Origin of the sequence: Streptomyces sp. NBC_00490 (assembly GCF_036013645.1) — a bacterium.
Classification (GTDB): domain Bacteria; phylum Actinomycetota; class Actinomycetes; order Streptomycetales; family Streptomycetaceae; genus Streptomyces; species Streptomyces canus_F.
In genome coordinates this window covers 5,305,693-5,326,330 of record NZ_CP107869.1, presented here as the reverse complement: position 1 = coordinate 5,326,330, position 20,638 = coordinate 5,305,693, and the positions used below count along the sequence as shown (strand labels likewise).

The 20,638-nt window shown below is 68.5% G+C and carries 19 protein-coding genes; 10 read left to right on the top strand and 9 right to left on the bottom strand.

Annotated features, from left to right (window positions below; all coding sequences use genetic code 11):
• Positions 1-240: 240 nt before the first annotated feature.
• From rpmH to OG381_RS24080, 9 genes are all read left to right on the top strand, one after another.
• Entirely contained in the window at positions 241-378 is a 138-nt protein-coding gene (gene rpmH, locus OG381_RS24120) for a 50S ribosomal protein L34 (protein WP_006381191.1), read from the top strand.
• Positions 379-399: 21 nt separating this feature from the next.
• Positions 400-771 carry a ribonuclease P protein component gene (gene rnpA, locus OG381_RS24115; protein ID WP_327718133.1) on the top strand — a complete coding sequence of 124 codons (372 nt, stop codon included), beginning with the start codon at positions 400-402 and terminating at the stop codon, positions 769-771.
• Entirely contained in the window at positions 768-1,121 is a 354-nt protein-coding gene (gene yidD, locus OG381_RS24110) for a membrane protein insertion efficiency factor YidD (RefSeq protein WP_327718132.1), read from the top strand. The genes rnpA and yidD overlap by 4 nt, the downstream gene beginning before the upstream one ends.
• 3 nt (positions 1,122-1,124) lie before the next feature.
• Positions 1,125-2,396 carry a membrane protein insertase YidC gene (gene yidC, locus OG381_RS24105; protein ID WP_327718131.1) on the top strand — a complete coding sequence of 424 codons (1,272 nt, stop codon included), beginning with the start codon at positions 1,125-1,127 and terminating at the stop codon, positions 2,394-2,396.
• Positions 2,397-2,411: 15 nt separating this feature from the next.
• Entirely contained in the window at positions 2,412-2,924 is a 513-nt protein-coding gene (locus tag OG381_RS24100; RefSeq protein ID WP_307028490.1) for a Jag family protein, read from the top strand.
• Positions 2,925-3,051: 127 nt separating this feature from the next.
• Positions 3,052-3,771 (top strand): 16S rRNA (guanine(527)-N(7))-methyltransferase RsmG, encoded by a 720-nt coding sequence (gene rsmG / locus OG381_RS24095; RefSeq protein WP_327718130.1) that lies wholly within the window; start codon positions 3,052-3,054, stop codon positions 3,769-3,771.
• Between the two features lie 322 nt (positions 3,772-4,093).
• The gene (locus OG381_RS24090) at positions 4,094-5,167 is read left to right on the top strand and encodes a ParA family protein (protein ID WP_307037341.1); all 1,074 of its coding nucleotides are present in this window, start codon (positions 4,094-4,096) and stop codon (positions 5,165-5,167) included.
• Entirely contained in the window at positions 5,164-6,264 is a 1,101-nt protein-coding gene (locus OG381_RS24085) for a ParB/RepB/Spo0J family partition protein (protein WP_327718129.1), read from the top strand. Before OG381_RS24090 ends, OG381_RS24085 begins: the two co-directional genes overlap by 4 nt.
• A gap of 318 nt (positions 6,265-6,582) precedes the next feature.
• Positions 6,583-7,200, top strand: a complete 618-nt coding sequence (locus OG381_RS24080) for a GNAT family N-acetyltransferase (protein ID WP_327718127.1) — start codon at positions 6,583-6,585, stop codon at positions 7,198-7,200.
• 75 nt (positions 7,201-7,275) lie between these two features.
• Here OG381_RS24080 and trxA read toward each other — a convergent pair whose 3' ends face one another.
• From trxA to OG381_RS24045, 7 genes are all read right to left on the bottom strand, one after another.
• Positions 7,276-7,608: a thioredoxin gene (gene trxA, locus OG381_RS24075; protein WP_081218330.1), complete on the bottom strand. Its 333-nt coding sequence runs from the start codon at positions 7,606-7,608 to the stop codon at positions 7,276-7,278.
• A gap of 41 nt (positions 7,609-7,649) precedes the next feature.
• Positions 7,650-8,618 carry a thioredoxin-disulfide reductase gene (trxB, locus tag OG381_RS24070; protein ID WP_327718126.1) on the bottom strand — a complete coding sequence of 323 codons (969 nt, stop codon included), beginning with the start codon at positions 8,616-8,618 and terminating at the stop codon, positions 7,650-7,652.
• 189 nt (positions 8,619-8,807) lie between these two features.
• Positions 8,808-9,674 carry an anti-sigma factor family protein gene (locus tag OG381_RS24065; RefSeq protein WP_327718125.1) on the bottom strand — a complete coding sequence of 289 codons (867 nt, stop codon included), beginning with the start codon at positions 9,672-9,674 and terminating at the stop codon, positions 8,808-8,810.
• Positions 9,671-10,384 carry an RNA polymerase sigma factor SigM gene (sigM, locus tag OG381_RS24060; protein ID WP_327718124.1) on the bottom strand — a complete coding sequence of 238 codons (714 nt, stop codon included), beginning with the start codon at positions 10,382-10,384 and terminating at the stop codon, positions 9,671-9,673. Before sigM ends, OG381_RS24065 begins: the two co-directional genes overlap by 4 nt.
• A gap of 29 nt (positions 10,385-10,413) precedes the next feature.
• A complete protein-coding gene (locus OG381_RS24055) occupies positions 10,414-12,132 on the bottom strand; it encodes a protein kinase family protein (protein WP_327718123.1) in 1,719 nt (572 codons plus the stop codon).
• Positions 12,133-12,270: 138 nt separating this feature from the next.
• Positions 12,271-14,523: a murein biosynthesis integral membrane protein MurJ gene (gene murJ, locus OG381_RS24050; RefSeq protein WP_327718122.1), complete on the bottom strand. Its 2,253-nt coding sequence runs from the start codon at positions 14,521-14,523 to the stop codon at positions 12,271-12,273.
• Between the two features lie 47 nt (positions 14,524-14,570).
• The gene (locus OG381_RS24045; protein WP_327718121.1) at positions 14,571-16,931 is read right to left on the bottom strand and encodes a DUF6049 family protein; all 2,361 of its coding nucleotides are present in this window, start codon (positions 16,929-16,931) and stop codon (positions 14,571-14,573) included.
• A 246-nt stretch (positions 16,932-17,177) separates the two neighbouring features.
• Here OG381_RS24045 and OG381_RS24040 point away from each other — a divergent pair, with 246 nt between their 5' ends.
• Positions 17,178-18,620: a CCA tRNA nucleotidyltransferase gene (locus tag OG381_RS24040; RefSeq protein WP_327718120.1), complete on the top strand. Its 1,443-nt coding sequence runs from the start codon at positions 17,178-17,180 to the stop codon at positions 18,618-18,620.
• 104 nt (positions 18,621-18,724) lie between these two features.
• On the opposite strand, the gene OG381_RS24035 is transcribed toward OG381_RS24040, so the two are convergent.
• Positions 18,725-19,204, bottom strand: a complete 480-nt coding sequence (locus OG381_RS24035) for an LppU/SCO3897 family protein (protein WP_327718119.1) — start codon at positions 19,202-19,204, stop codon at positions 18,725-18,727.
• Between the two features lie 123 nt (positions 19,205-19,327).
• On the bottom strand, positions 19,328-20,590 hold the full coding sequence (locus OG381_RS24030; protein WP_327718118.1) for an MFS transporter: 1,263 nt from the start codon (positions 20,588-20,590) through the stop codon (positions 19,328-19,330).
• Positions 20,591-20,638: the final 48 nt, after the last annotated feature.

Here is a 20,638-nt window from a genome sequence, read left to right as displayed (position 1 = left end):
GTTGTCCCCAGCCTGTGGATAGTGTCTCCTGGTGACCTCTGGTTTGACCGGATGGCGTAGCCGCGCGTACCGTAACCAGGTCGAGTTGTCGATGGCTGCTGCCGCCTGCCTCCGATGGGCACAGATCGCGTCAGGTGATCGGGAAGCGGTGCACTCGGGCGTAAGCGAGAGCTACTCGTGGGCGCACGGTGACAGCCAGGACGGCACCCGCCACCACCGATTGATTTCTGGAGCCCCCGAGTGAGCAAGCGCACCTTCCAGCCGAACAACCGTCGTCGCGCGAAGACCCACGGCTTCCGCCTGCGGATGCGTACCCGTGCCGGTCGCGCGATTCTCGCGAACCGCCGTGGCAAGGGTCGCGCCAGCCTGTCCGCCTGATCCTGATCAGGTCATGACGTCGTGCTGCCTACCGAGCATCGGCTGAGGCGGCGCGAGGACTTCGCGACCGCGGTACGACGGGGGCGCCGGGCAGGCCGCCCGTCCCTCGTCATCCATCTTCGTAGCGGTGTCACGGACCCGCACGCGCCTGGGGAGAGCGCTCCCCCGACGCGTGCGGGTTTCGTCGTGAGCAAGGCCGTGGGCGGTTCAGTGGTGCGCAACAAGGTGAAGCGCAGACTGCGGCATCTGATGCGCGACCGGGTCGAACTGTTTCCCCCCGGTAGCCTGGTAGTCGTACGAGCGCTGCCCGGTGCGGGTGACGCCGACCATGCACAGCTGGCCCGAGACCTGGATGCCGCCATCGAGCGGTTGCTGGGAGGGGGCGCGCGATGAAGTACCCGCTGCTGGCTCTGATCAAGCTGTACCAGTGGACGATCAGTCCGCTGCTGGGGCCTGTCTGCAAGTACTACCCGTCGTGCTCCCACTACGGCTATACGGCCATAGACCGGCACGGTGCGATCAAGGGCACGGCGCTCACCGCCTGGCGCATCCTGCGGTGCAATCCGTGGTCACTGGGCGGTGTGGACCATGTTCCGCCCCGCAAGCGTCCGCGGTGGCACGAATTTCTGCGTAACGCCTGGCGTGCACGCAAGGGCGGGCCCTCCGCCGCCGAAACGGCCCTTGAAGGACAGACTCCTTCGAGCCCGGCCGCAGAGACACCGTCCCATGCCCAAGGAGCATGATTAGTGGACACGATTGCCAGCCTCTTCAGCTTCATCACGACACCTGTCTCCTGGGTCATCGTCCAGTTCCACAAGGTGTACGGCGCCGTTTTCGGGCCTGACACCGGGTGGGCCTGGGGCCTGTCGATCGTGTCCCTGGTGATCCTGATCCGTATCTGCCTGATCCCGCTCTTCGTGAAGCAGATCAAGGCGACCCGGGCGATGCAGACGCTGCAGCCCGAGATGAAGAAGATCCAGGAGCGCTACAAGAACGACAAGCAGCGCCAGTCCGAAGAGATGATGAAGCTCTACAAGGAGACGGGCACCAACCCGCTCTCCTCGTGTCTTCCCATCCTGGCGCAGTCGCCGTTCTTCTTCGCGCTGTACCACGTGCTCAACGCCATCGCGAACAACGACACCATCGGCTCGATCAACCAGAGCCTGCTGGACAGCGCGCAGAAGGCACACATCTTCGGTGCTCCGCTGGCCGCGAAGTTCACGGACAGCTCCTCGGACGTCGCCGCGCTCGACGCCTCGCTGACCACGGTCCGCATCGTGACCGCGGTCATGATCGTGATGATGTCGGCGTCGCAGTTCTACACGCAGCGCCAGCTGATGACGAAGAACGTCGACACCACGGTGAAGACGCCGTTCATGCAGCAGCAGAAGATGCTGATGTACGTCTTCCCGGTCATGTTCGCCGTCTTCGGCATCAACTTCCCCGTCGGTGTCCTCGTCTACTGGCTGACCACCAACGTGTGGACCATGGGCCAGCAGATGTACGTCATCCACAACAACCCGACCCCGGGTTCCAAGGCCCAGGCCGCCTACCTGGAGCGCCTGACCAAGCACGTCACGAACCACGGCAAGACGCGCAGCCGTGGTGAGAAGGCCATCGTCAAGGCCATCGTGGCCAAGGGCCGCGACCGCAACGAGTTCGAGCGCAAGTTCATCAACGCTCTGAGCAAGACGGGCCTCGTGGCCCAGGCGGACGGCACCGTGGTGAAGGGCGAGGCCCAGGCCGCCGCCGAGACCGAGGACGGTACGCCGGCGACCGGCGGCACTCCCAAGCGCCAGCAGCCGAAGCGGCAGAGCAAGTCGCAGCGGCAGTCCGGTGGTGCTTCAGGTGCCCCGAAGGCGGCCGACGAGCCCACGTCGCTCACCAAGTCCGATGAGCCCGAGGACGCCAAGCCCGCCGCTCCGGCCAAGAAGCAGCCCGGCGGCAATACCCGCAGCAAGGCCCAGTCCGGACAGCGCAAGGGTCCGCAGCGGCCCAAGTCCCCGTCCAAGAAGTAAGAAGGAGTCCATCCCGTGACGGAAGGCACCACCTCCGCTGCTGCCGAGGGTGTAGACACTCTGTCCCGCCTGGAGCAGGAGGGCGAGATCGCGGCGGACTATCTCGAGGGTCTGCTCGACATCGCCGATCTCGACGGCGACATCGACATGGACGTCGAGGCGGACCGTGCCGCTGTGTCCATCATCAGCGACTCGGGCGGCCGCGACCTGCAGAAGCTGGTCGGCCGCGACGGCGAGGTGTTGGAGGCGCTCCAGGAGCTCACGCGCCTGGCCGTGCACCGGGAGACCGGGGACCGCAGTCGGCTGATGCTGGACATCGCGGGCTACCGCGCCAAGAAGCGTGCCGAGCTCTCCGAGCTGGGTGCCAAGGCCGCCGCCGAGGTCAAGAGCACGGGTGAGCCCGTGAAGATGCAGCCCATGACGCCGTTCGAGCGCAAGGTCGTGCACGACGCCGTCAAGTCCGCCGGTCTGCGCAGCGAGTCCGAGGGCGAGGAGCCGCAGCGCTTCGTCGTTGTGCTTCCCGCCTGATCGGTCCGTACGTTCCTCCGGCCCCGTCTGTAGCGCAGACGGGGCCGAACTTTGTCAGCCTGATAGCTCTGGTGGATGTGGTGATCGGCGCCGCGTGCGCCCATCGCGGTACGGAAGGACGGTCCCCGTGACGGAGGCAGCGGAGCTCCCCCCTGCGCCCGAGCAGGCGCGCACGGTGTTTGGTGATCGCTACGCGGACGCGGTCCGGTACGCGGAGCTGCTCGCCGAGGCGGGCGTGCAGCGCGGTCTGATCGGACCGCGTGAGGTGCCCCGGCTGTGGGAACGGCACCTGCTGAACTGTGCGGTGCTCTCGGAGGTCGTTCCCGAGGGGGTGACGGTCTGCGACGTGGGCTCGGGTGCCGGCCTCCCCGGCATTCCCCTGGCGCTCGTCCGGGAGGACCTGAAGATCACGCTGCTGGAGCCCTTGCTGCGGCGTACGACCTTTCTGACCGAGGTCGTCGAGCTGCTGGGCCTGGACCATGTCACGGTCATACGGGGGCGTGCCGAGGAGGTCATGGGCAAGCTGCCTCCGGTGCATGTGGTGACGGCGCGTGCCGTGGCCCCGCTGGACCGCCTCGCCGCTTGGGGCATTCCCCTGCTGCGCCCGTACGGCGAGATGCTCGCGCTCAAGGGCGACACGGCGGAGGAGGAGCTCAAGGCGGCCGGCACGGCGCTGAGCAAGCTGGGCGCTGTGGAGACGTCGGTCCTGCATGTCGGGGAGGGCGTGGTGGATCCGCTGTCCACGGTCGTACGGGTCGAGGTCGGTGAGAGCCCTGGCGGTGTGCGCTTCGCGGCGAAGCGGGCCAAGGCGGCTCGTACGGGACGTGCTCGTCGGCGTCGGGGATAGCTGTCGGGGACGGTCATCCGGGGCGGCCGGAGTCGGTGACGTCGACGGCGCTGCTGATCCGTCCTGACGACGAGACGTACTCCACACAAGCTGTCAAACGTACGCATGCCGGAGTGTCGCGGCACTTCGGGCTCTCCTGCTGTGCATCGTGTTTCACGTGAAACGTCGCTCACTGCTGCACGGCATCATCAGCCGTGGTCGCGCCGCGGCCGAACCGCGTGACCGTAAGCCTCTCGGATCTCTCGGAGAGGTAACAGAGTTGTCCACAGAGGTGGATTTCTCCACAGAACGCCAGGCCTCACTGGTTCACGACCCCGAAGACATGGGAGGCTCTGTTCATTGCGAGCCTGAAGTCGAGGAGAGTGAATCGTTGCGGTCCGACGCCAACATCGCGGGACCGATGACCGATCCGGTCCCCGGTCCCCGTACCGAGTCGATGGGGGACGATGTTTCACGTGAAACACCGCCCCCGATGGACGACACCCCCATCGGTCGCGCTGCCCAATTGGCGGTGGAGGCTCTGGGTCGTGCCGGTGAGGGCCTGCCTCGGCCTGAGCAAACCCGCGTCATGGTGGTCGCCAACCAGAAGGGCGGCGTGGGCAAAACGACGACAACGGTCAACCTCGCCGCTTCCCTGGCGGTGCATGGCAGCCGTGTCCTCGTGATCGACCTCGACCCGCAGGGCAACGCGTCCACGGCCTTGGGTATCGACCACCACGCCGAAGTGCCGTCCATTTATGACGTCTTGATCGACAGCAGACCACTGGCCGAAGTCGTCCAGCCGGTCCCGGACGTAGAGGGTCTCTTCTGCGCTCCCGCCACGATCGACCTCGCCGGCGCGGAGATCGAACTGGTCTCCCTGGTGGCACGTGAGAGCCGGCTTCAGCGGGCGATCCAGGCGTATGAGCACCCACTGGACTACATCCTCATCGACTGTCCGCCCTCGCTCGGCCTGCTGACCGTCAACGCGATGGTCGCCGGTGCCGAAGTCCTCATTCCGATCCAGTGCGAGTACTACGCGCTGGAGGGTCTGGGGCAGCTGTTGCGCAACGTCGATCTGGTGCGGGGCCACCTCAACCCGCACCTGCATGTCTCGACGATCCTGCTCACCATGTACGACGGCCGGACGCGGCTTGCGTCCCAGGTGGCGGATGAGGTGCGCACCCACTTCGGTGACGAGGTGCTGCGGACGAGCATTCCCCGCTCGGTCCGTATCTCCGAGGCGCCGAGCTATGGGCAGACGGTGCTGACCTACGATCCAGGATCGAGTGGTGCCCTCTCCTATCTTGAGGCGGCACGAGAAATCGCGCTGAGGGGCGTGGGCGTCGCCTATGACCCGACGCAGGCCCATATCGGCACCCAGAGCAACCCGAGCATGGTGGAGGGCATTCAGTGAGTGAGCGACGGAGGGGTTTGGGCCGTGGGCTCGGCGCACTGATCCCTGCTGCCCCGACGGAGAAGACGCCGACTCCGGCCGCGGTGGGAGGCGCTGGTTCCGCGTCTCCATCGGCCGTACCGGTGCTGACGACCGACCGAGGAGTGGCTGCGGCGAAGGTGGCCATGCTGCCGCCTGTTTCACATGAAACCGAGGAACCGTCGGTCAACGGCTACGGGGAGACGCCCGCACCTCCCGTGGGCGCCTTCTTCGCGGAGCTCCCGCTCGACTCCATCACGCCGAACCCGCGCCAGCCGCGTGAGGTCTTCGACGAGGACGCGCTGCAGGAACTGGTCACCTCCATCCAGGAGGTCGGTCTCCTCCAGCCGGTCGTCGTACGGCAGGTCGGTCCTGCGAGCTACGAGCTCATCATGGGTGAGCGGCGCTGGCGGGCCAGCCGTGAGGCGGGTCTGGACGCTATCCCGGCGATCGTGCGGGCCACGGACGACGAGAAGCTTCTCCTGGACGCGCTCCTGGAGAACCTGCACCGGGCTCAGCTGAACCCGCTGGAAGAGGCCGCCGCCTACGACCAGTTGCTGAAGGACTTCAACTGCACGCACGACCAGCTGGCGGACCGCATCGGTCGTTCCCGCCCGCAGGTCTCCAACACCCTGCGTCTGCTGAAGCTCTCGCCGTCCGTTCAGCGCCGGGTTGCCGCCGGTGTCCTGTCCGCCGGACACGCGCGTGCCCTGCTCTCCGTCGAGGACTCGGAGGAGCAGGACCGCCTGGCTCACCGGATCGTCGCCGAGGGACTCTCGGTGCGTGCCGTCGAGGAGATCGTGACCCTCATGGGGTCGCGGCCGCAGACGGCTCAGCGTTCCAAGGGGCCGCGAGCCGGCGCCCGTGTCTCGCCGGCGCTGACCGACCTGGCAGGCCGTCTCTCGGACCGCTTCGAGACGCGGGTGAAGGTCGACCTGGGGCAGAAGAAGGGCAAGATCACGGTCGAGTTCGCCTCCATGGAGGACCTCGAGCGGATCCTCGGCAGCCTCGCCCCCGGCGAGGGCCCCGTCCTCCAGAAGAGCCTCCTGGACGGCGACGCCGAGGACGTGGAGGACTAGCGGACCGGCAGGGCGTGATGCCCGGCAGTCGACGGAGCGGGCTGTGTCCGGTGGGTACCGGACACAGCCCGCTCTTTGCTTTCAGGCGGTATCGAGGCAATCACATCGTGGATACGATGCGTTCGGGTATGGCGCATCCACCCGGCAGCACCTTCAGGGGAGGGCAGGTGTCATGCGAACGGTGAGCCGCACCGGACTGGTGAGCGCGGGCCTGGGGCTGGGCGCGGTCGGCGGGTTTGTCGGCAGTCTGATCCGGGAACGCGGCGCTCTGACAGCCGCCCGCGATGCCGCGGGCGAGGGAAGCGAGGAACAGCCTTCATGGGCCGTCGGCTCGTACCGCTCACGCTGGACAACCTTCCGGACGTTCCCAAGCGCTGTCGCTCGTGTGTCTTCTGGGAGCTGGACCCAGTCAGTGGCGAAGCCGCGGTAAAGGCAGGCACAGCCGCCCTGGAGAAGGAAGCTTGGATCTCCTCGGTCCTGTTGGACTGGGGATCGTGCGGCCGGGTCGTGTACGTCGACGAGGTGCCGGTGGGCTTTGTGCTTTACGCTCCTCCGGCCTATGTCCCCCGCTCGACGGCCTTTCCCACGAGCCCCGTGTCACCTGACGCCGTGCAGTTGATGACGGCGTTCATCATGCCCGGGTATCAGGGGCAGGGGCTGGGCAGAGTGATGGTCCAGACGGTGGCCAAGGATCTGCTGCGACGGGGCTTCAAGGCGATCGAGGCGTTCGGGGACGCCCGCTGGCGGGAGCCGGCCTGTCTTCTGCCCGCTGACCACCTTCTGGCAGTGGGCTTCAAGACGGTCCGTCCTCATCCCCTGCATCCTCGCCTGAGGCTGGAGCTGCGGACGACGCTCTCCTGGAAGGAAGACGTGGAGATGGCGTTGGACCGGCTCCTGGGCGCTGTGCAGAAGGAACCGGCGCTACGGCCGCTGTAACGACAGTGGGCCGGCCCTCATGGGCCGGCCCACTCGTGTTTCACGTGAAACATCATTCAGCTGCCACGCGGAACGTCACTCGGCGATGAAGTCCTCGAGGTCGCGAACGATCGCGGCCTTCGGCTTCGCACCGACGATGGTCTTGGCGACCTCGCCACCCTGGTAGACGTTCAGGGTCGGGATGGACATGACGCCGTACTTGGCGGCCGTACCCGGGTTCTCGTCGATGTTGAGCTTGACGATCTCGATCTTGTCGCCGTACTCGGCGGCGATCGCCTCGAGGGACGGAGCGATCTGGCGGCACGGACCGCACCAGGCGGCCCAGAAGTCCACCAGTACGGGCTTGTCGTTCTTGAGGACGTCCTGCTCGAAGGAGTCGTCGGTCACGTTCTTCAGGGTGCCGGCCACGGCGGGCTCCTTAACTGGTTATGCGGGGTGGGGTGGGAGGGTCAGACAGCGGTCTTCTCGGGCTCCGCCTGCTCCTCGTCAGCGAGGGCGGCGAGGAAGCGCTCGGCGTCGAGGGCGGCGGAGCAGCCGGTGCCGGCCGCGGTGATCGCCTGGCGGTAGGTGTGGTCGACGACGTCGCCGGCGCCGAAGACACCCGTCAGGTTGGTGCGCGTGGAGGGGGCTTCCACCTTCAGGTAGCCCTCCTCGTCCAGCTCCAGCTGGCCCTTGAAGAGCTCGGTGCGCGGGTCGTGGCCGATCGCGATGAACAGGCCGGTCACCGGGAGGTCCGAGAGTTCGCCGGTCTTGAGGTTGCGCAGCTTCAGACCGGCCAGCTTCGGGTCGCCCTGGATCTCGGCGACCTCGCTGTCCCACACGAACTTGATCTTCGGGTCGGCGAACGCGCGCTCCTGCATCGCCTTGGAGGCGCGCAGGGTGTCCCGGCGGTGGACGATCGTCACGGACTTGGCGAAGCGCGAGAGGAAGGTGGCCTCCTCCATCGCCGTGTCACCGCCGCCGATCACGGCGATGTCGTGGTCCTTGAAGAAGAAGCCGTCGCAGGTCGCACACCAGGAGACGCCACGGCCGGAGAGGGCGTCCTCGTTGGGCAGGCCGAGCTTGCGGTGCTGCGAGCCCGTGGTGACGATGACGGCCTTCGCCTGGTGGACCGTGCCGGCGGTGTCGGTGACGGTCTTGATCTCGCCGGTCAGGTCGACGCTCACGACGTCGTCCGGGATGAGTTCGGCGCCGAAGCGCTCGGCCTGGGCACGCATGTTGTCCATGAGCTCGGGGCCCATGATGCCGTCCTGGAAGCCCGGGAAGTTCTCCACTTCGGTGGTGTTCATCAGCGCACCACCTGCGGTGACGGCGCCCTCGAAGACCAGCGGCTTCAGCGACGCGCGCGCGGTGTAGAGCGCCGCCGTGTAGCCGGCAGGCCCGGAGCCGATGATGATCACGTTACGGACGTCGCTCACGACTGGGTTCCTCGTCTCTGGACTGCGTCAGTACGGCCGGTGGGAGCCCCTCTCAGAACTCTCACCCCACCCAACGGATCCTAAGGGGCGCGCATTCCCGGTGTGTCCGGGCACACGGAGAGGCGACACCGTACGGGATACCACGTCGGCCGGTGGTGAAGCGTCAGGCCGTGAATCGCGCGTGAAGTGTCAGTCTGCGGGCCGCGTGTAGGAGTGCGTCAGCAGAACCTTCGCCGAGGACGAGGAATCCGTTTCGCAGGCGGCGTCGACCACGTAGGCATCGACACGGCTGGTGTCCTTCGTATGGGGCATCAGCACGAGGTACGCCGGGTCGCCGTCGTAGGTGCCCTTCTTGGCGGCCAGCGCTTCGTCCGCGCGGCCGATGCCTTGAAGGACGCACGCAGGCACCCGAGGGATGGTCTTGTTCTTGAGGCTGTTCTCGGGGACGGTGTTCACACCGAAACTCTGGGGGGCACGAGAGCCTGCTTTGGAGTTCTTCGTCAGAAGCGCGGAGACCTCGGTCTCGACCTTCTTCCCGGAGAAGACGTCGGCCTGCGTGGACGGGCCGGACGGTTTGCCGTCGTTGAAGGACGACAACAGCACCGAACCGAGCCCCAGAGCGGCAACCGTGAACACCGTGCCGAGAACGGCGATCCTGCGGCGCCCGTCACGGGAGCGGTCCTTGCGGCCCGGGCCCGTGGTGGAGCTGCGGGGCCGCCCGGCGGGTCGGTCCGTCGGCGCCGATGTTTCACGTGAAACATGCGCCTCGGCGAGCCCGGGGACATCCACGGTGTCGGGGGCTGTGGCGTTGAGCAGAGCCTCGGCGGCCAGGGCGGCGTCGATGCGGCTCGCGACATCGTCGGGCATACGCGAGGGGCCCGGCACCGTACCGAGCAGGCCCCGGATCTCCTCCAAGGACGCGCGGACGTCGGCGCAGAGCTCGCATGCGTCCAGATGCCGTCGTACGTCCGTGGTCCGCGACGGGGGGAGAAGGCCTTCGGTGAGGTCGGAGATCTCCTCGACGTCCGGGTGCCCGGCCGTGTCTGTCGATGTCATGCTCGCCCACCTCCGCCCTTCACAGCAGCTGAATCGCCTGGACCTGTCTCACGGGGGCCTCTGTCACGAGGTTCCGCTGCGGGTGGGACGGATGTCCCCTGCACCTGGTTCCGTCCCCCGGCCGGTTCTCTGCCGGCACCGGTGTTTTCGGGCCGCAGATGGGTGAGGAGGGGGAGGAGTCTGGCTCTGCCGCGGGCGCAGCGGCTCTTCACCGTGCCGGTCGGGATGTCGAGCATGCGGGCGGCCTCGGCCACGGGGTATCCCTGCATGTCCACCAGGACGAGGGCTGCCTTCTGGTCGGGCGGAAGCGTGCCGAGGGCTTCCAGGAGCTGGCGGTGCAGATCATTGCGCTCCGCGGGCGCCGAGGCCGACTCGTGCGGCTCCAGGAGCTGCTCGAGGCGTTCGGTGTCGTCGACCGGGGACGTCTTGCGGGAGGCCGCTTTGCGTGCGCGGTCGAGACAGGCGTTCACCGTGATGCGGTGCAGCCACGTGGTGACGGCCGACTGGCCGCGGAACGTGTGGGCGGCTCGGTAGGCGGAGACCAGGGCGTCCTGGACGGCGTCAGCGGCCTCCTCGCGATCCCCGAGCGTCCGCAGGGCCACGGCCCACAGCCGGTCCCGGTGACGCCTTACAAGCTCGCCGAAGGCGTCGTGATCGCCCTCCACGTGCCAGGCGAGGAGGTCCTGATCGCTTGCGTCGCCATATGCCATCGGACCCCCTCCCCTGGGATGCGGTGCGCTCAGCCCTTGAACGTCACGTCGGTCACTGCCTGCTTGTAGCCGGCCCCGCTGAACCCGTCCGTCGGCGCGTACGGCACGGCCGTGATCCACAGCAGCACGTACTGCGTCTTGACGGTCTTCGACGCCTTCACCGTAAGAGAGTTGCCCTTGGTGGTCGCGGTTCCGATCTCCGTCATCCCGTCGACGCCCGTCGAGGGGGAGAGAGAGTCCGTGGCGTAGAGCTTCACAGTCGTGTTGTCGCCCGGGTACCGGAGCCCTATCGACGCGGTCGAGATCTTCTGCGACGAGCCGAGGTCATAGACGATGCCCACGCCCGGCTTGTAAGGGGCCAGTGTCGGACCGGCGTTGTAGCGCTTGGTCCGCCAGTACGTGGAACTGTCGCCGTCGTAGGTCAGATTGACGTCATCGGGCGCCTGGGCGACGCCGCTCGCGATGTACTCCTGGGCTTCCTTGATGCCGAGCGTCTTGGTCGGCTTGGTCTTGTCGCCGCCCTTGTCGTTGTCGTCCGTCGTCTGCGTCTGGTTGGTGTCGTCGGACTTGTTGCCCTGTTCCATGAGGGCGTCCGCGAGCTGCCAGCTGCCCAGGCCCAGCGCGGCGATCAGAAGGGCGGACACGGCCCACTTGAGGGCTCTGCCGGTCCGGCTCTGCAGCGGGGGCGGAGGGGTCGCCATCACCTGCGTGGCGCCCTGGTGCGGCGCGGGGCGGCCGTAGGTGCCCTGCTGGTACGTCGTGCGCTGGTACTCGGGTGGCGCGGTGAACGCCGGCTCCGGCGGGCGGATGCGGGGCATCTCGCCGATCGCCTTCACCAGTTCCTCGGGCGTGGTGCACGCGGACTCGTGGCGGGAGGCGGTCGCGCCGTCGTTGACGAGTGCGCGCATCGACAGTTCGGACAGGCCGCGGTGCACACCGGCCCGCACCTGGTCCGGGGCGATCAGACCGACGTCCTTGGGCAGCCCGGACAGGCCGTAGGCGTCGCTCTCGTACGGCCAGCGCTGGGTGAGCCCCGCGTACAGCAGGGCGCCGATCGCCTCGGTGTCGGTGCGCTGCGGGGTGTCGGAGGTGATCCCGCGCAGCGCGGCGTTCACGGCGAGGCCGCGGATGCGCCACTGGCCGCTCGACGTACGCAGCACCGCGTTCGGGTTCAGGCGCAGATGCGCGAGGCCCTCGCGGTGTGCGGCCGCCATGGCAGCGGCGATCTGGCTGACCATCTGGTAGGCGTCGTGCGGCTCCAGCGGCCCGGGGGCCAGAAGCGTGGTCAGCTCGGTGGCGTCGGGCAGCCACTCGTGGACGACATAGACGAGATCGTTCTCCTCGACGGCGTCCAGGACCTGAACGAAGCGGGGGTCACCGAGCAGCGCGGACGAACGGGCCGCGGCCAGGACGGAACGAGCCCGTGAGTGGTCCGCGGGCAGGATGTGGACGCCGACCGCGCGACGGAGTTTCTCGTCGACCGCACGCCAACTGCTGAAGCCGTCCAGACGAGTGACGCACTCCTCGAGCCGGTAGCGTCTGGCGAGCTTGTGGCCGCTGTGCAGTTCGGGCGGTGAGGCTTTCCCGGGACTCTCGGTCCCGCCACTCCCCTGTGCCTCTTCGTTGTCCGTGTCCCGCTCCCGGTTCTGGGCCTCCCCGTCGGCCGTGGACTGGTCCGCCTGTGCGGTCAGCGGCTCGTCGCCGCTGTTGTCTGCCACGTCGACGGCAGCCGTGCTGCGTTCCGCCACCGTCGTTCCTGCCTCCCCATTCGATGCGCGCCGACCGACTTCCGTGCGCGCCGTCCGACGCCGAACCCAATTGTGCCCACAGTTCGACGCTATGCACGACACACGGTGGCGGACGATGGTTGTGCGCGTACCCGTTTATCAGCGCCCCAGCCGTCCGCGCACCATGCCGACCAGGGAGTTCAGCTCCTCGATGCGCATCTTGCGAGCGGCTACGAAGAAGATCCCGAGCAGCACGACCCCGCCGACGACCAGGGCGGCGAACGATCCGACGACACCCTGGCCGAGCGTGTGGCCGATGCCGTAGCAGGCCGCGCCGCTGAGGACTGCCGCCGGTACCGAGGCGATGCACAGTCTGGCGTACGTCCGCATCACGCGGGCACCGTCGAGGTCCCCGCCGAGCCGCTTGCGCAGACGGCTCCAGGCGACGCCGACGCCGATCGCGTAGGCGAGACCGTACGAGGCGGCCATGCCGACCACGGCCCAGCGGGCCGGGATCACGAAGAAGCAGGCGGCGGACGCGGCGGCGTTGACGGCCGCCACGATGACCGTGTTGTAGAAGGGCGTCCGGGTGTCCTCGTAGGCGTAGAAGGCGCGCAGGACGACGTACTGCACGGAGTACGGGATCAGGCCGAGGCCGAAGGCCATCAGCATGAAGCCCATGTTCGTGGCCTGGTCGGCGCCCGAGGCGCCGAAGATCAGGGTGCACATCGGGATGCCGAGCGCGACGAACCCGAAGGCGATGGGCACGATGGCGACGGCCGTGGTCCGGAGCCCCTGGGAGATGTCGTCGCGGACCGCGCCGCCGTCGTTCTCCGCGGCCGAGCGCGAGATGCGGGGCAGCAGGGCGGCCATGAGGGACACGGTGATGATGGCCTGTGGAAGGCCCCAGATCAGCTGGGCGTTGGCGTATGCGGCGAAACCGGTGCCCTTGACGCCGGAGTCGAGACCTGCGGCGGTGGAGAGCTGGGTGACGACGAGGGCGCCCGCCTGGTTGGCCAGGACGAACAGGATCGTCCACTTGGCGAGCATCGCGGCCTTGCCGAGGCCGTGTCCCTTCCAGTCGAAGCGCAGCCGCATCCGGAAGCCGGTCTCCCGCAGGTACGGGATCATCGCCAGCGCCTGGACCACCATGCCGAGCAGGATGCCGACTCCGAGGAGACGCTGGCCCTCCGGCGGGATGCTGGTGACCGCCATGCCGGAGCGCTCGGCGGTGCCGTACACCCAGAGGAACGTCCCCAGCGTCACGATGATGACGATGTTGTTGAGGACCGGGGTCCACATCATCGCGCCGAAACGTCCGCGGGCGTTCAAGATCTGACCCATCACCACGTGGACGCCCATGAAGAAGATCGAGGGCAGGAAGTAGCGGGTGAAGGTGACCGCCACATCGTTGGCGGCGGGGTCGTTGGCGACCTTGGTGGACAGCGCGCTGACCAGGAGCGGCGCGGCGAACATGGCGAGCGCCGTGAGAGCGGCGAGGGCGACCATCACCAGGGTCAGCAGACGGTTCGCGTACGACTCGCCGCCGTCCTCGTCGTCCTTCATGGCGCGCACCAGCTGCGGCACGAAGACGGAGTTGAGGCCGCCGCCGACGGTCAGGATGTAGATCATCGTGGGCAGCTGGTAGGCGACCTGGAAGGAGTCACCGAGGAGGCCGAGGCCCAGTGCCGAGACGATCATCGCGGAGCGCACGAACCCGGTGATCCGGGACACCATCGTGCCCGCCGCCATCACCGCGCTGGACTTCAGCAGGCCCGTGGCCTTGCCGCCCTTGTTCGCGGGAGCCGGTGCGGCCGGAGGCGGTACGGGGGCGGTGCCGAGGTTCATGGTCCTGTCCGCGGAGGGCGGCATGGGGGGCACGGCGCCCGGGACCGGTGCCGGGGAGGGGCCGGGGACCGACGGGGGCTGGTACGGCGGTTGGCCGCCACCCTGCTGCTGGTCACGGAAGAGGTGGGCGAAGGCGTCCGGCTCGTGGCGCTCCTCGGCGGAGTGCGTGACGAGGTCGTCGACGCCGACGTACTGAGTCGTGCGGGGATCGTCGCCGTACGGCAGGTACTGGGTGGGGCCCTCCGGCTCGGGGGCCGGCGTCTGGGCCCACACGTGCGGGTCCGGTGCGTACGGGGACTGCTGGGGCTGGGCGTACAGCGGCTGCTGCGGCTGGTACGTGCCGGGGGGTGGCGGAGGGTGCGCGGCGCGGTCGTAGAGCGCCTCGGCGACCGGGTCCTGGGCGGAGAGGTCCTGCGCTCGGTAGGGGTCCTGGTCGTAGGCGTCCTGGAGGTACATGTCCGCGGGGGGCTGCGGCGGCACCTGGCCCTGCTCGGGCGGCGGGTCGTCGGGGTAGCCCGAGCTGCCCGCGGCCTGGCCGCGGTCACCGTCGTACGGCGCGTTCATGGTTACCCCACCTCATCGTCCCGGGCCCACCGGCGGCCACGACATCCTCAACGGTCCACTCTCTCACCCGTGCCGGACGGGTCTGCGCTTTCCGCTGCGGTGTCCGGCGCAGGGTCACTCGGCTGCTCCGGGTCGGCTGCCCCGCGCAGGGTGCCGGACTCCTTCTCGGGACGGTCCTCGGAGTCCGCGGGGCTCTCCGCGGCCACGGCCTCGCCGGTCTCGTCGGGGTCGTCCTCCGCTGCCTCCCGGGCGGCGGCGCGCTTGCGCTGCGTGTACATCCGGAACCCGGCGAGGACCAGCAGCAGGAAGCCGCCGCCGATGACCAGCATCACCGTGGCCGTGAACTCGGTGACCTTCACGTCGAACTGGACGGGGTCACCGTAGGCCTGGCCGTCCTTCGTGAAGAGCTGGGCGGTCACCGTGGTTTTGCCGTTGGCCTGGGCGGAGGTGGTGAACTTCACCGACTGGCTGTGGCCGCCGGAGACCGCGACGTCCTGCTCCTGGTAGTCGCCGTCGCCGATCTTGAGGCGGGTGGGGCTTGTCGTGCTGAGCCGCAGCACCAGGTGCTCGACGCCCTGCACCAGGTTGTTCTGCACGGTCACGGGGATCGTGGCGCTGCGCCCGGAGAGCTTGGTCTCGGACTTGTCGATCAGCTTGACCTGCGAGACCAGGGAGTTGAGGTACAGCTCCACGGCGTTGCGGTAGCGGTTCGCCTCGGCGGCGCGACCGCGCCACGCCGTGGACATCTCGCGGTTCATGGCCCGGCCGAAGGGGGTCACCACCCGGGACGAGTCGGTGAGGATCACCTTGAACCTGGCGAGCTTGTCCTGCGTGGTCGCGATCTGCTCGAAGGCCGTCTTCGGCAGCTCCCGCTTGCGCAGCGAGGACGGATAGGCGGACGCCGACGGCACCCTGGTGGTGGCACTCGTGTCCGGCTTGGCGGCGGCCGCCGACGTGAGGTCCTGGGACTGGGACCAGTTCCCGTCCTGGAGGGCCGCCACCGCCTCGGCCATCGCCCGTGCCTGGCTCGCCGTCGCCATGCGCTGCGGGGCGACGACGATGCTGCGCTGCTTGCCGGTCTGGGCGTTGAGCGCCAGGCTCGACGCGAGGAACTTCTGTACGGCGAGCGTCGTGGCGGAGGCCTTCGTCAGATCGCCCTGGAAGGCCGTGGACAGCCGCGCGTCCGCGACCACCGCTGTCGTGCCGCCGCCGATCGGACGGGCCGCCGAGGGCGTGTACGTCAGGCCCCCGGTCTCTTCCAGGCTGTCGTTGCGCGTGATCACCTTGTCGGCGCCGGCGGAGGTGGCGACCTTCACGATCGAGGGGTCGATGGCGCCCTCGACCGGCCAGGCGAAGTCGGTGGTCGGCGTCACGTGGAGGATCGGCTCCACCGTGTTGGCGATCGCGTCGGTGGCTTCCTTGAGGTGGTTCAGCGAACCGGTGACGGTCGTGCCGTTGTGCGCGAGGGAGGCCAGGTCCGGGTCGGCGAAGGGGAGGGCGACGACCTCCTTGTCCGTCACCGCCTCCTGCAGCTCGGCAAGCCATGCCATGGCGACCCGCTGGTGGGTGCCCGCCACGGTGGTGCTGCCCGACTCGACGCGGTAGGCGCGTGTCATCGCGTCGACGGAGGCCAGCAGGTCCGGGTCGATCACCCAGGTGACGTCCAGCTCCTTGCCCAGCGACAGCAGCTGCTCCAGGCGGCCGCCCGGGGAGATCTCCTTGGCGAGGTCGTCGTTGAGGAAGACCGGCGTCTGCTGTTCGTTGGATCCCGTCTCCGCCGTCATGTGGACGGTGGAGACGAGCGGCCACAGGACGGTCGTCTTCGTCTTCGTGTCGGCGTCGTCGGGTTGCCAGGGCAGGAACGTCCGCTGGATGCCGAGCACCTGCTGCCACTGCTGCGCGGACGTCTCACCGGTCAGGGAGACGCCGAGCTGGTAGACGCCGGCCGAGCCGAGATCCAGCTCGTCGACCGGCACGGAGATGCTGAAGTCCTGGGCGACGCCCGGGGCGAGCTTGGTGAACTTCTTGATGTACTTGCCGCCGACGATCGTCCCGTCGAGCCCCGGCTGGAAGTCTGTGCGCTTGTCGACGGTGTCGATCTCCGAGCGGGTGCCGATCGCGGGGCCCACGCGGAGGTCCACCTGGGAGTCGGTGACCGCCTGCTTGCCGTTGTTGGTCACGGTGCCGGACACGGTGAGCGTGTCGCCGTCCGTGGGGGCGCTGGGGGTGAGCGTGTCGAGGGCGACGGCCACCGTGCTCGAGCCGGACGCGGCCGCCGCGGGGGTGGCCGCGGGCAACTGGAGGAGGCCGGCCAGCAGAGGTGCCCCGGCGAGCAGTGCTCCGGTGCGCCGCAGCCACCGGCGGGCAGGTGAGGGACTCATCCCCTGGAAGTCTGCCGCCTCGGCCACGCGCTCGCCCGTCCCTCGTCGTCGTCAGTGGTCGTCGGAATGTGCGTCCACGCATGGTAACGATGCGCGCTGAGGGGAAGTGCCGCGGACTGCTCCACAAGATCGGGGGAAGAGTCCGGGGCGTCCCGTATGTGCGCGTATAAAGAGGAGCGATTCCGCTCGCCCGAGGGGTGAGCCTCACATACCTGGCTGTGCAGATTTAATGGAGGCGCTCGGCGTCGCCCCGGCCACGTACCCTCTTCTGTTGTGCCGAACGCCAACGAAGACACCCCCAGTGCCCTGAGCCAGGTGCAGCTCCGCGCGGTGAGTGAACTGCTGCGGGTCGCCCCTGTCGCCGATGACCTTGCCCGCCGTTTCCAGGAGGCCGGGTTCTCTCTCGCCCTGGTCGGCGGCTCGGTCCGGGACGCGCTGCTCGGCCGGCTCGGCAACGACCTGGACTTCACGACCGACGCCCGCCCCGAGGACGTGCTGAAGATCGTGCGCCCGTGGGCGGACTCTGTGTGGGAGGTCGGGATCGCCTTCGGCACGGTCGGGGTACAGAAGGACGGCTACCAGATCGAGGTCACGACGTACCGGTCGGAGGCGTACGACCGGACCTCGCGCAAGCCCGAGGTGTCGTACGGCGACTCCATCGAGGAGGACCTGGTCCGGCGTGACTTCACCGTGAACGCGATGGCGGTCGCGCTGCCGGAGAAGGAGTTCATCGATCCGCACGGCGGGCTCGACGACCTCGCCGCGCGTGTGCTGCGTACGCCCGGCACTCCCGAGGCCTCCTTCTCCGACGACCCGCTGCGGATGATGCGGGCCGCGCGCTTCGCCGCCCAGCTCGACTTCGAGGTGGCTGCCGATGTCGTCACCGCGATGAAGGAGATGTCGGAGCGCATCGAGATCGTCTCGGCAGAGCGGGTACGGGACGAGCTGAACAAGCTGATCCTCTCCGCGCACCCCCGCAAGGGGCTGACCCTGCTGGTCGACACCGGGCTCGCTGACCACGTCCTGCCCGAGTTGCCGGCGCTGCGTCTGGAGAGCGACGAGCACCACCGGCACAAGGACGTCTACGAGCACACGCTGATCGTCCTCGAGCAGGCGATCGCGCTCGAGGAGAACGGACCCGACCTGGTCCTGCGGCTGGCCGCCCTGCTGCACGACATCGGCAAGCCGCGTACGCGCCGCTTCGAGGAGGACGGCCGGGTCTCGTTCCACCACCATGAGGTGGTCGGCGCGAAGATGACCAAGAAGCGGATGACGGCTCTCAAGTACTCCAACGAGTTGGTGAGGGACGTCTCGCGGCTCGTCGAACTCCACCTGCGTTTCCACGGTTACGGCATGGGCGAGTGGACGGACTCCGCGGTCCGCCGCTACGTCCGTGACGCCGGTCCCCTCCTCGACCGCCTCCACAAGCTGACCCGGTCCGACTGCACCACGCGCAACAAGCGCAAGGCGACCGCGCTGTCCCGTGCGTACGACGGCCTGGAGGAGCGCATCGCCCAGCTCCAGGAGCAGGAGGAGCTCGACGCGATCCGCCCGGACCTGGACGGCAACCAGATCATGGAGATCCTCGGCGTGGGGCCCGGCCCGGCCGTGGGCCGCGCCTACAAGCACATGCTGGAACTGCGCCTGGAGAACGGGCCGATGGGTGAAGAGGTTGCGGCCGCGGCACTCAAGGAGTGGTGGGCCGATCAGAGCTGAGACAGCGAAAAGGGGTCATGTTTCACGTGAAACATGACCCCGGGATACGCCGAGGGGCGCTGTTTCACGTGAAACAGCGCCCCTCGGCGTTGCTGCGGGAGTTACTAGACTTCCTTCAGGCAGAGGACCACGTCGTGGCCGTCACCCGTCTGGTAGTAGGAGATCTCGGCCTCCTTGACGGCCTCGCACTTGTCGCTGTCGCTGGTGTCCTCGAACTTCTCGACGACCTTGTACTGGGCGTCGCTGGAGCCGCAGTCGACCGTCTTGAGGTCCGGGCTGACCTGAGTGCCTTCGTTGTGCATGCAGCTGCCCACCGACGTGGTCTCCGCGTCGGTCTGCCCGAAGAACCACTTGCCGCCGGCTATGAGGATCGCGACGACGATGAAGCCGGCGATGCGCAGCAGCTTCTTGTTGAAGCGCCGGGCCGGAGGGGTCGGCGGAACCGGCGCGTACGGGGCGCCGCCCTGCGGGGGAACCCCCGGCTGGCCCTGGGCGAAGGGGTTACCGCCCTGGGGCGGCTGCGGGGCCGGGAGCTGCTGGCCCTGGGCGTAAGGATTCTGGCCCTGGGGCGGCGGAGTTGTCACTTGGGGGTCCCCCTAGAACATGGGCGTGTGGCACGCATAAGGAGCGAGTAAGACGCACGTAAGTTACCGGGCCCCACTGACACTCCTGCAACCCAGGGGGACTCTGTGTCATTGATGTGACACTTACTGGAGCTCAAAGCGGGCCATAGCCGCCGCAACTGCCCCGTAGATAACGGCCACCGTGACCACCAGCACCACCGAGCGCCCGTCAGGCGGCAGCATCAGGGCAGCCACCGCGGCCGCGCCCACGAACGCGATGTTGAACAGCACGTCGTAGACGGAGAAGATCCGGCCCCGGAACCCGTCGTCCACCGAGGACTGCACGATGGTGTCCGTCGCGATCTTCGCGCCCTGCGTGGTCAGACCCAGGACGAACGCCGCGACGAGCATGGGCGCGACGGCGAAAGGGAGGCCGAGAGCCGGTTCCAGGATCGCGGCGGTCGCTGCGCACACGGCGATCCAGCGCCCGGGGCCGAGTCGCCCCGCGGCCCAGGGTGTCAACACGGCCGCCACGAAGAAGCCCGCACCGGAGATGCCCAACGCCAGCCCCAGCAGGGCGAGTCCGTCATCGGTGGTCGACGAGAACTCGTACCGGCAGAGCATCAGCAGCATCACCAGCAGAGCGCCGTAGCAGAACCGCATGAGCGTCATCGCGGCGAGCGCCCGGGCGGCTCGTCGGCGTGGTGGGGAGGCGAGGTGGCGTACGCCGGCCATCAGGTCGTTCGCGGTGCCGGAGAGGGCGGCTGAGAGGCCGGGTCGCACCAACTCCTGATCGGGGCCCAGAAGCTCCTGTGACATGCGCAGCGAGGCCAGTGCCGCGCACAGGTAGAGGGCGGCACCCAGCAGCACGACCGCGGCGTCGGAGTCCGCGAACACCAGGCGTACGACGAAGGCCAGGCCGCCCCCGGCGGTCGCGGCGAGCGTGCCGGCGGTCGGGGAGAGGGAGTTGGCGAGGACGAGGCGTTCGGAGTCGACCACACGCGGCAGGGCGGCGGACAGGCCCGACAGGACGAAACGGTTGACGGCGGTGACGCACAGCGCGGAGACGTAGAAGAGCCAGTCCGGCACCTGGCTGACCATCAGGACGGCGGTCGCCGTGGCCATCAGGGCGCGCACCAGGTTGCCGTAGAGGAAGACCTGGCGGCGGCGCCAGCGGTCCAGCAGGACGCCGGCGAAGGGGCCCACGAGGGAGTAGGGGAGCAGCAGCACGGCCATGGCGGAGGCGATGGCGGTGGCCGAGGTCTGTTTCTCCGGGGAGAAGACGACGTAGGCGGCGAGTGCGACCTGGTAGACGCCGTCGGCGCTCTGGGAGAGCAGACGTACGGCGAGCAGGCGTCTGAAGCCTTGGAAGCGCAGCAGGACGCGCAGGTCACGTACGACGGCCATGGCGCACAGCCTCACATAAGGACAGGGTCCCCGGGCGGTACAACCCGG

Bases quoted from the DNA above. Each gene is read 5' to 3' on its own strand.
- yidD (WP_327718132.1), top strand. From the start codon at position 768: ATGAAGTACCCGCTGCTGGCTCTGATCAAGCTGTACCAGTGGACGATC.
- OG381_RS24090 (WP_307037341.1), top strand. From the start codon at position 4,094: ATGGGAGGCTCTGTTCATTGCGAGCCTGAAGTCGAGGAGAGTGAATCG.
- OG381_RS24080 (WP_327718127.1), top strand. From the start codon at position 6,583: ATGGGCCGTCGGCTCGTACCGCTCACGCTGGACAACCTTCCGGACGTT.
- OG381_RS24065 (WP_327718125.1), bottom strand. From the start codon at position 9,674: ATGACATCGACAGACACGGCCGGGCACCCGGACGTCGAGGAGATCTCC.
- sigM (WP_327718124.1), bottom strand. From the start codon at position 10,384: ATGGCATATGGCGACGCAAGCGATCAGGACCTCCTCGCCTGGCACGTG.
- murJ (WP_327718122.1), bottom strand. From the start codon at position 14,523: ATGAACGCGCCGTACGACGGTGACCGCGGCCAGGCCGCGGGCAGCTCG.
- OG381_RS24030 (WP_327718118.1), bottom strand. From the start codon at position 20,590: ATGGCCGTCGTACGTGACCTGCGCGTCCTGCTGCGCTTCCAAGGCTTC.